Genomic DNA, 9,702 nt, shown 5'->3' with positions numbered 1-9,702 from the left:
CGGCGGCGCGGGTCGCCCGCGGCGGCGCGGGTCGTCAGCGGCGGCACGGGTCGTCAGCGGCGGCACGGGTCGTCAGCGGCGGCGCGCAGCCGGGAACGGGCCGAGGTCAGGGGCGGCCGAGGCCGCGGTAGGTCCAGCCGGCGGCCCGCCACGCGTCGGCGTCGAGGCAGTTGCGCCCGTCGACCACGACCGGGGTCTCGACGATGCCGGCCAGCTCCGCGGGGTCGAGCTCGCGGAACTCCTGCCACTCGGTGAGGTGCAGGACGACGCTGGCGTCGCGGCACGCTTCGAGGGCCGATTCGGCGTACGGCAGGGTCGGGAAGACCTTGCGGGCGTTGTCCATGGCCTTGGGGTCGTACACCGACACCCGGGCGCCCTGCAGGTGCAACTGGCCGGCGATGTTCAGCGCGGGCGAGTCGCGGACGTCGTCTGACTGCGGCTTGAACGCCGCGCCGAGCACCGCGATGCGCTTGTTGGCGACGCTGCCGCCGACGAGGTCGCGGGTGAGGTCGACGACGTACTGGCGGCGCCGCAGGTTGATGGCGTCGATCTCGGCGAGGAACGCCAGCGACTGCGACGCGCCCAGCTCGCCGGCGCGCGCCATGAACGCGCGGATGTCCTTGGGCAGGCAGCCGCCGCCGAAGCCGATACCGGCGTTGAGGAACTTGCGGCCGATGCGGGCGTCGTGCCCGAGGGCGTCGGCCAGCTTGGTGACGTCGGCGCCGGCGACCTCGGCGATCTCGGCCATGGCGTTGATGAAGGAGATCTTCGTGGCGAGGAACGCGTTCGCGGACACCTTCACCAGCTCTGCGGTCGCGAGGTCGGTGACGATCACCGGCGTGTCGGCGGCGATGGCCTGCGCGTAGACCTCGCGCAGCGCCCGCTCGGCCTCACCCGACGTCACGCCGAAGACCAGGCGGTCGGGGCGCAGGGTGTCCTCGACGGCGAATCCCTCGCGCAGGAACTCGGGGTTCCAGGCCAGCTGCGCGCCCGCCCCGACGGGCGCCGTCTTGGCCAGCCGGTCCGCCAGCGCCGTGGCCGTGCCGACCGGGACCGTCGACTTCCCGACCACCAGGCACTCGCTGTCGAGGTGCGGCGCGAGGGAGTCGATCGCCGCCTCGACGTAGCGCATGTCGGCGGCCAGGCCGTCGCGGCGCTGCGGTGTGCCGACGCAGACGAAGTGGACGTCGGCGCCGGCGGCCGCGGCGAAGTCGGTGGTGAACGTCAGGCGTCCGGTGCTCAGGTGCTTGGCCAGCAGATCGTCCAGCCCCGGCTCGTAGATGGGTGCTTCGCCGCGGGAGAGCGCCGCCACCTTGTCCGCGTCGACGTCGATGCCGACGACGGTGTAGCCGAGCTCGGCCATGCCGACGGCGTGGACGGCACCCAGATAGCCGTTGCCGATGACGGAGATACGCAAGGACACGATCAACCCCACCCGTTGTCGCCGGTTCGTCGCGGTCGACAGTACAAGTCGTCGCGCCGGGCCGCCATGCCGCACTTGCGTCAACGACCTTACTGGCGAGTAGCATCGGAGAATGGATGCCGACTTCGACCTGTACCGGCTCAGCGACGAGCACGAGGCGATCCGGTCCGCGGTGCGCGAGCTGTGCACCGACAAGGTGGCGCCGCACGCCACCGAGGCCGACGAGACCGGCGCGTTCCCGCAGGCCTCGTACGACGCCCTCCGCTCGGCCGACTTCCACGCGCCGCACATCCCCGACGAGTACGGCGGTGCCGGCGCCGACGCGTTGGCCACCTGCATCGTCATCGAGGAGGTCGCCCGCGCCTGCGCGTCGTCGTCGCTCATTCCCGCCGTCAACAAGCTGGGCACGATGCCGCTGCTGCTGGCCGGCTCGTCGTCGGTGAAGTCGCGGTACCTCCCGCCGGTCGCGGCCGGCGAGGCGATGTTCTCCTACGGCCTGTCCGAGCGCGAGGCCGGCTCCGACACCGCGTCCATGAAGACCCGCGCCGTCCCCGACGGCGACGGCTGGCGGCTGTCGGGGCAGAAGTCGTGGATCACCAACGCCGGTGTCTCGAGGTACTACACCGTCATGGCGGTCACCGATCCCGACGCCGGATCCCGCGGCATCACCGCCTTCGTCGTCGAGGACGGCGACGAGGGGTTCTCCTACGGCGCGCCGGAGCGCAAGCTCGGCATCAAGGGCTCACCGACGCGCGAGCTGCTCTTCGAAAACTGCTGGATTCCGTCCGATCGCGTGGTCGGCGACCTCGGGCAGGGGCTGAAGATCGCGCTGCGCACGCTCGACCACACGCGGGTCACCATCGGCGCCCAGGCGGTCGGCATCGCCGCCGGCGCCGTCGCCGCTGCCACCGTCTACGTGCAGGAGCGCCAGCAGTTCGGCCGTCCCATCGCCGACTTCCAGGGCGTCCAGTTCATGCTCGCCGACATGGCGATGAAGGTCGAAGCGGCCCGCCAGATGGTCTACCGTGCGGCAGCCGCCTCGGAGCGCGACGAGCCGTCGTTGAGCTTCCTGGGCGCCGCCGCCAAGTGCTTCGCTTCCGACGTCGCCATGCAGGTGACGACCGACGCGGTGCAGCTGTTCGGCGGGTACGGCTACACCCGCGACTACCCCGTCGAGCGCATGATGCGCGACGCGAAGATCACGCAGATCTACGAGGGCACCAACCAGATCCAGCGCATGGTCATGGCAAGACAGCTGCTCAAAGGGGTTGTGAGCTTCTAGTCCGAGGGCGCGCATAGGGCCGGTTTTCATGATCGGGCCGTCTCTGGGCCGTCAGTTTCGGATCCGAACACGGCATCGACGGCCTGCCGCGCCCGCTCGTGGCTGGACGGAACGAGGTGGGTGTACGTCCGCAACGTGAAGCCGGCGTCGGCGTGCCCCAGGTACTCGGCCAGCTCCTTGATCGACACTCCGCGGGCGAGCAACGTCGAGGCGTAGAAGTCACCGTTGGTCGGCGTCCCCCTCATAGCGGCCATCCTTTGGCCTCCGCTCCACGCGTCAATGGCGCCTTCGGCGTCACTACGTGATCGGCTCCGCCGACCCTTTACCCGCTCCGCTCCAGCCAACGACCGGCAGCTATGAGGACGACACCTCAGACTGAGCGCACCGCCCCCTACGGATCCCACGTCCGTAGTTGAGTCCTGGGGGGCCGCTACCGTCCCTCCGCCAGAGCACTTCTTCGTCGGATAGAGGCGTGATGCAGGTGGAAACCGTAGGCATCGGAATTGCTGGAGCGCTATTCCTTTACGTTTTTTATTCTGCAGTTCGAAATCAGTGGCCAGAAAGCTATGTCACTATGACGGACGCCGTCGACAACTTCCTCAGCACGAGCCTGGTTCGCTACTTGGCGTTCCGACTGGTCCCCGTATACGTGACGATCGTCTTTGTGACAGTAACCGCAGGACGCATCGACGCTTCAGCGTCCGGGGCGGCAGCTATAACTGTCGGAGCGCATCTTCTATTAACCAATTTCCGTGCGATTACCAGCCTACTCAGTCGACGTGAACATTCCTCGGCATGGATGAACTTGATTTTCTTCAATGCGATCACGTGCGCGTTCCTCATCGCTGCGACGTATCTTGCCATAAAAACGCGCTCCGCCTGGAATGATTTGATCCCAAACCAGGAGGACACGGTGACGGCACTGTGGACGGGTGCACTAGCAGCGATCCTTGCTGCGTTCCTCCGAAACCTTGTTACCACTCAACGTCCTGAGGACGCGCTCTACGACCGAGCGCGCAACGATCTAGGGCCGGACCTCTGGAGATACGCGGCCCAGAGATCCGCAGTCCACTCCTGCGACACAGCGCTTATTCGATCGATTCTGCTCGCCGAGGTAATACAACGCCCAGCCTGGACCCGCCGTCTCGAGAGACTGAAGGGCAAGATACTGCACCGAGGTACATACGGCGTGGCGCAGATGGGCAGCCCCAAGCCGATCACCGATAACGAATCGATCGACCTGCTGTGCCAGGAGTTTGCGAGCTATCGCCTACCTCGCCACGCAGAGTACGGCCATGTACTCGACGAGAGGTTTAGGGCGCGCATAGAAAGGCACAATCCCAATGCTTCCTTCGCCACGCAAGTTATCCAGTTCTATGAACGTCTCGCTGGTTACTACCTGGAGGGAACCGAGGCGAAGGCCGACGATGGTCGGCCCGTCATCGAAGTAAAGGAGACTCGTCGACGGGGACAATCTTGGGAAATTAATGGGACCGCCGTAGTGTTCGAGGGGAATGTACTTTACTCAGCGAAAGCGCGAGGCCGGGAGATCCTGCGTGCCAGCGCCCAAGCAGATCTCGGTGCCCCTAGCCGCGGAGAGTGGTCTGTGTCGCTCCCGCTCGCAGCAGAAGCCGTTGTATTCGAAGAGGAACCTATGGACGAGGACGCTTGGCAGCTCGGAGATAGTCGGACGGTTAAGGTGGATCTGGACTAGCCCGTCGGCCGATCAGACGCCAGCATTCAGGGCGCCACGACCGGGACGTTCAGGCCCGGCGCGTTGGCGAGCTTCTGGTCTGCGGTGACGAGGGTGGCGCCGAGGTGGCGGGCGAGGGCGACGTAGAGGCCGTCGTGGATGGTGATGTTGTGTCGCATCGTCCAGGCGTCGCGCAGCAGTGGGGCGGACTGGGTAACCGACAGAGGCCAGCGGACCAGGCCGTCGACGAGCGCGCCCGCACGAGTGTCGGTGAGTACGCCGCGGAGCACGTCACGGCGGATCACCTTGGCGACCTCGACGTAGAAGTGATCCACGGTCCATTCCTCAGCACCGGGCCGGAACGTGTGCGCGGTCAGCGCCAGGCCAGAAGGCGTGCGATTGAGGATCTCGATACCGGCAGAGGCATCGAGGACATAGCGCTGCGGCACTAGTCTTCGTCGCGGATCTCGGCGAGCACGTCAGCCGCGGGCTGGTCCCGCTCGACCGCGGGCAGGGTGGACCACCACGCCCGCCACTCCGCACGTTCCCGCTCGGGGTCGGCAGGCGTCGCGGTGACCACAATGGCCGGATCGCTAAACGCCGGAACCGTCATGCCCCCATGATAGCGGACACTCATTCGCACGCCTCCTAGCTGCACTTATACACTCGACTGCTACGTGCTGCGGATCCCGGCCTTTCGATGGACGCCCGGTGCAGACGCTCCAGGTCGGTGAACGCCTTCTGCGCATCGACCAGCCGTCCGGACACTTCCCCGAGCCGCGCCAGCTGCTCGACGACCTCACCGAGCGCACCCGACGCTTGCCTCGCGGCGCAAGCGGCATCCTCGGCCAGGAGCTGACGACCGGCCTGACTCGACAACTGGGCCGCGAGCCCACCGCCACACGACCAAGATCGGGCCATGTGTGGGCCGTGGCACGTCGGAAACGGTTATGATCCGACGAGAGCTGTAGAGAAGGTTCTTGCAGGTCAGCGCCCATTCGCCCAGGTCAGCGCCACCAGGCAAAACGCTGCTGAGACCCCCCAGATCTACGAGGGCACCAACCAGATCCAGCGCATGGTCATGGCACGACAGCTGCTCAAGGATAATGTCGCCTTCTGACGTCCCCCTGCTCCGCGCGAAGCTGAGCCGCGGCCGGAATAGATTGGGCCCATGCTGGTGGCGGCATGAGCGATGGCCGTTACGTCCGGTGGTCCGAGGACTTTCCCGCACCACGTGTGGTCGAGGTTCTCCCTGACGGTTGCCGTGATGTGCTGGTCGTCGAGTCGGTCGGCGGCAGGTTCGTGGCGTTGACGGACTGGGATGCGGGCCTTCGGGTCGTCGGACTCGCGAACGGGACTCGAGTGACGGGGTATCGGCTCCGTCCCGGCACGCAGGTCTCGCCGGAGGTGCTCGCCCGCATCGAGGCCGAGCCTGCCCGGGCAGGCGAGATCATCGACGGCGACGCCGTTGCGGACCGGGACATCGACGAGGCCATCGACGCCTTGGGGTCGTGTAGCAGCGTGGCGCGGGCCGCGACGCATGTGGGGGTGAGCCGACGCGGCCTTCAGCGCCGCTTCGCGGCGGCGGGTCTTCCGCCTCCGGGCTTCTGGCGGATGCTGTCGCGGGCCCGGCGGGCAGCACTGGCCCTGCCGTTCCGGTTGCCGCTGAGTGAGGTCGCCGTCGTGTGCGGCTTCAGCGACCAGGCCCACCTGACCCGCGAGAGCATCCGCTGGTTCGGACGAACACCTGCAGAGCTCAGGAGGTCGCCGCCGACGCTTCGCGCGATCGCTCAGCCGGGACTGGGCAACTGGACCGGCGAGCAGATCTCGATGAGGTAGCCGTTCGGATCGCTCACGTAGGACGTCGTCTGGCCCCACGGCTCGTCACGAACGGGCTGCACCACGATGGCTCCCGCGTCCACAGCGCGTTGAAACGCCGCCGGGACATCGTCGGTCTCGAAGGCGATCTCGAACGTCGGCGCGGTGATCGAAGGAGCCTGCGGCTGCTTGCCGAGTTCTCTCATCAGCGCTGTCGATGAGAACGCGAGCTTGGTCGCGCCGGTGGCGAGTTCGCCGTAGTCGCCGCTGTCGTGGACGAAGCCGGCCTCGAGTCCGAACGCGGTGGTGAAGAAGTCGACGGCGGCGGCCACGTCGTCGACGTACAGGATCGTGTAACGGAGCTGCATCAGATTCCTCTCGGAGCGCCTGGTGACGCTCCGCAGCCTTCCCGTCGCGTCGTCGCGTGTCTTGAACGAACGCGACAGCGGCACCGAACCCGCGGTTGACATGAAACGACGCGCGACGTCAGCCTGAGCCGGTGACGACTCGGGCGCCCCGTCTCGTGCTCGGCGCGGCGCAGATCGGGCAGCCCTACGGGCGCAGCGGCAGGCCGGCGCCGTCCGACGCCGAGGTGCGGCGGCTGCTGACGCTGGCGACGCGGCTCGGTTGTGCGGCCGTCGACACCGCGCGTGCCTACGGCGGGAGCGAGGCGGCGATCGGCCGGGCGCGGGCCTCCGGGGCCGGAGCCGCGCTGCCGGTGGTGACCAAGATCAGGCCGCTCACCGACGATGACGTCGCGGCCGGCCTCGCGGCGGCGGTCACGGGCAGCCTGGCGGTGTCGCTCACCGCCCTCCGCGCCGGCCGGGTCGACACCGTCCTGCTGCATCGCGCGCGGGACCTGCACCGGGCCGGCGGCGCGGCGGCCGCGGCGCTGCGGTCCGCGCAGGAGAGAGGCCTACTGAGCCAGTGGGGCGCCTCCGTCGCCGCGCCGGACGAGCTGCTGGCGGCGCTGGCGGTGCCCGGTCTGGGCTACGTCCAGCTGCCGTTCAACCTGCTCGACCGGCGCTGGCTGGCCGGCGAGGTGCAGGCGGCGCTCGCCGCCCGGCCGGACGTCACCGTCGTGGCGCGCTCGAGTTTCCTCCAGGGAATCCTGCTGCGCCCGGACCCGTCGACCTGGCCGGTCGGCGGGCACCCGGACGCGGCGGTCGTCCGGACGTCGCTGACCGCCTTGGCAGGCGATCTCGGCCGGACGACCGCCGGTCTCTGCCTCGGCTACGTCCTCGGACAGCCGTGGATCGACGCCGCGGTGGTCGGCGTCCGGTCGGCGGAGCAGCTGCTCGAGGTGGCCGGGGAATGCGCCCTGCCGCCGCTGAGCGCCGACAAGTGTGAGCAGGTGACGCAGCGCCTTCCGGCCGGCTCGCCGGAGCTGGTCGATCCGGCCCGCTGGACCGCGCGAGTGACGACCGGCTGACCGCCGATCGGGCACACCGACGCGACATCCGGGCGTTCCGCGCGCATCCGGCCACGTCATGCGTCACACTTGTCCGCCATGACCGACCCGATCTCCGAGGCGCCCGAGACCGGCCCGGCCGTCGCCACGATCGTCGTGACCAGCCGAGGACCGCAGGGGCCGCACGTCCTGCTGCTGCATCCGGCCGACATCGAGTCGCTCGACGGCGACTGGGCCTGGGTGCCACCCGGCGGCGTCCGGCAGCCAGGCGAGAAGATCGCCGACTGCGCGGCCCGTGAGCTGCGGGAGGAGACCGGGATCGTCGCGACGCCGGAGCCGGTCCGCGTCGACGAGTCGGAGGTCGCGGTGTACCGCCTCGAGGTGCCGTGGAGCACGCCCGTGACCCTCAGCGCCGAGCACACCGCGTCCGAGTGGGTGCCGGTCGCGCAGATCGCCGACCGCTGCCGGCCCGCCGACCTGCTCGACAGCATCCGGCCCGGACTGGATGTCTGACCGCGCCGCCGAGCGCGGACGACGCGGGTCAGGGTCGCAGGCGGTCCGCGACGATCGCCAGCCAGGCATCGACCTCGCCGGGGCCGTGGTGGCGGATGGCCCAGTCGACCTGGCGCAGGCTCAGGTGCGCACGATAGGCGCGCAGGCGCGACGGGTCGACGGCGGCGGCGATCAGCTCGTCCAGCAGGTCGCGGACGGACACGTCCGCCCGGCGCCAGGCGAGGTCGAACGCCAGCACCTCCAGTGAGAACCAGCGGTCGCCGCGGCCCCAGCCGTCCCAGTCGACGACGCCGGTGATCAGGCCGGCGGCGTCGACCAAGATGTTGCCCGGATGGAAGTCCAGGTGCACGAGGTCGTCGCCCGCCAGTACGTCGACCTCGCGGCCGACGGCACGGACCTGACCCAGCAGCCGGCGGGTGCGGGCGTCGTAGCGGTCCAGCGACTCGTGCAGGCAGAATCCGGGGCCGCTCTCGGTGAGGTGCAGCGTCGGCGGCTCCAGGTCCGCCCGGCCGGCGAGCAGCCCGGACCACGTCCGCGTGACCGCGATCATGCGCTCGACCAGCCGGGCGTCGACCACGTGCGGCACGGCGCCCGGCAGGCGCTCCTGGACCACGGCGTGCGCGCCGTCGACCGGGGCGATCAGGTCGTACCGCGGGACGGGGACGCCCCTGGATCTCGCCAGGCCGAGCACGTCGGCGGTGGCCCGCAACGCCGCGGCGGACTCCGCCGAGCCGTCACCGGCCCGGGTGAGCACGGCGTCGCGGCCGTCGGGCCAGCGCACGAACGCCGCGCCGACCTCGCCTCCCGGCGCGCGGCCGACGAGGTCCAGGCCTATGCCGTGGGTGCGGAACAGGGCGTCGACGAGCTGTGCGGCGTCGAGCCGCGGGGTCGGGGCTGGGATGCCGGCTGGGTCGGGGTTCACCACGGTCCTCCTGATGCCGATCGGGACACCCCTCCAGCACCATGCAGCCAGGGAGAACACCCTAACGGCCGCGTCAAGCCCCCACCCCCGCGTTCTCGGCGGCGCCTCCGCGATCCGGGCCTGTTGATCATGGCGGAATCGGGGCTCCGAGGCGATCGGACGGCCGATTTCCCCATGATCAACTCGGCAGAGGGGCGCCCGGCGTCGTCAGTCGTCGGCGGTGAGGACGGTGAGCAGGCGGACCAGCTCGGCCTGCTCGTCGGCGGTGAGGCGGTCGAGCAGCTGGGCCAGACCCGCGGCCCGGTGCGCGCGCAGCGACCGGAGGACCTGCGTGCCGGACGGGGTCAGCGCGACCAGCGTGGCCCGCCGGTCGTCGGGGTCGGGACGGCGTTCGACCAGGCCGCGCTCCTCGAGCAGGTCGACGACGGACGTCGCCGAGCGCGGGATGACGTCGAGGCGCCGCGCCAGTTCGCTCACCCGCAGCGGCGAGCCGGCGGCGGACAGCAGCCGCAGCACCCGCAGCTGACCCGGCGTGACACCGGTGCGCTCCAGCTCGGGCCCGGACAGCCGGCGCAGCCGCCGGTTCGTCATGGTCAGCAGGTCGGCGATGCGCGCCGCGGACTCCCTCTCCACGCGCTCA

The 9,702-nt window shown here is 69.7% G+C and carries 12 protein-coding genes and 1 pseudogene; 6 read left to right on the top strand and 7 right to left on the bottom strand.

Going from position 1 to position 9,702, the window contains the following annotated elements; all coding sequences use genetic code 11:
• Positions 1-106: 106 nt before the first annotated feature.
• Entirely contained in the window at positions 107-1,423 is a 1,317-nt protein-coding gene (locus DY240_RS17355) for a UDP-glucose dehydrogenase family protein (RefSeq protein WP_119661106.1), read from the bottom strand.
• Positions 1,424-1,535: 112 nt separating this feature from the next.
• Here DY240_RS17355 and DY240_RS17350 point away from each other — a divergent pair, with 112 nt between their 5' ends.
• Positions 1,536-2,705 (top strand): acyl-CoA dehydrogenase family protein, encoded by a 1,170-nt coding sequence (locus DY240_RS17350; protein WP_119661099.1) that lies wholly within the window; start codon positions 1,536-1,538, stop codon positions 2,703-2,705.
• Positions 2,706-2,731: 26 nt separating this feature from the next.
• On the opposite strand, the pseudogene DY240_RS17345 reads toward DY240_RS17350, so the two are convergent.
• Positions 2,732-2,926, bottom strand: a pseudogene (locus DY240_RS17345) (site-specific integrase); the annotation flags it as partial.
• A 251-nt stretch (positions 2,927-3,177) separates the two neighbouring features.
• On the opposite strand from DY240_RS17345, the gene DY240_RS31410 reads away from it, so the two are divergent.
• Entirely contained in the window at positions 3,178-4,419 is a 1,242-nt protein-coding gene (locus DY240_RS31410; protein WP_147375372.1) for a hypothetical protein, read from the top strand.
• A 26-nt stretch (positions 4,420-4,445) separates the two neighbouring features.
• Here the strand turns inward: DY240_RS31410 and DY240_RS17340 are convergent, their stop codons facing one another.
• Complete coding sequence (locus DY240_RS17340) at positions 4,446-4,847, bottom strand: type II toxin-antitoxin system VapC family toxin (RefSeq protein ID WP_119661097.1); 402 nt, start codon at positions 4,845-4,847, stop codon at positions 4,446-4,448.
• Positions 4,847-5,011, bottom strand: coding sequence for a hypothetical protein (locus tag DY240_RS32080; protein WP_158602888.1), 165 nt, complete (start codon positions 5,009-5,011; stop codon positions 4,847-4,849). The genes DY240_RS17340 and DY240_RS32080 overlap by 1 nt, the downstream gene beginning before the upstream one ends.
• 98 nt (positions 5,012-5,109) lie before the next feature.
• Between DY240_RS32080 and DY240_RS32925 the strand changes: the two genes are divergently transcribed.
• Together DY240_RS32925 and DY240_RS17330 are read left to right on the top strand one after the other, a co-directional pair.
• On the top strand, positions 5,110-5,352 hold the full coding sequence (locus DY240_RS32925) for a hypothetical protein (protein ID WP_147375371.1): 243 nt from the start codon (positions 5,110-5,112) through the stop codon (positions 5,350-5,352).
• Positions 5,353-5,667: 315 nt separating this feature from the next.
• Positions 5,668-6,237, top strand: coding sequence for a helix-turn-helix domain-containing protein (locus DY240_RS17330; RefSeq protein WP_199701669.1), 570 nt, complete (start codon positions 5,668-5,670; stop codon positions 6,235-6,237).
• On the opposite strand, the gene DY240_RS17325 is transcribed toward DY240_RS17330, so the two are convergent.
• Positions 6,189-6,584, bottom strand: coding sequence for a VOC family protein (locus tag DY240_RS17325; RefSeq protein WP_119661094.1), 396 nt, complete (start codon positions 6,582-6,584; stop codon positions 6,189-6,191). The genes DY240_RS17330 and DY240_RS17325 overlap by 49 nt on opposite strands.
• A 131-nt stretch (positions 6,585-6,715) precedes the next feature.
• Between DY240_RS17325 and DY240_RS17320 the strand changes: the two genes are divergently transcribed.
• A complete protein-coding gene (locus tag DY240_RS17320; protein WP_119661093.1) occupies positions 6,716-7,648 on the top strand; it encodes an aldo/keto reductase in 933 nt (310 codons plus the stop codon).
• 78 nt (positions 7,649-7,726) lie between these two features.
• Positions 7,727-8,140, top strand: coding sequence for an NUDIX hydrolase (locus tag DY240_RS17315; RefSeq protein WP_119661092.1), 414 nt, complete (start codon positions 7,727-7,729; stop codon positions 8,138-8,140).
• Positions 8,141-8,168: 28 nt separating this feature from the next.
• Here DY240_RS17315 and DY240_RS17310 read toward each other — a convergent pair whose 3' ends face one another.
• Together DY240_RS17310 and DY240_RS17305 are read right to left on the bottom strand one after the other, a co-directional pair.
• Entirely contained in the window at positions 8,169-9,062 is an 894-nt protein-coding gene (locus tag DY240_RS17310; RefSeq protein WP_158602887.1) for a phosphotransferase family protein, read from the bottom strand.
• A 207-nt stretch (positions 9,063-9,269) separates the two neighbouring features.
• Positions 9,270-9,695, bottom strand: a complete 426-nt coding sequence (locus tag DY240_RS17305) for a MarR family winged helix-turn-helix transcriptional regulator (protein ID WP_199701664.1) — start codon at positions 9,693-9,695, stop codon at positions 9,270-9,272.
• Positions 9,696-9,702 lie beyond the last annotated feature (7 nt).

The organism is Jiangella rhizosphaerae, from assembly GCF_003579925.1.
Lineage (GTDB): Bacteria > Actinomycetota > Actinomycetes > Jiangellales > Jiangellaceae > Jiangella > Jiangella rhizosphaerae.
This window is presented reverse-complemented; position numbering and strand designations above follow the sequence as displayed.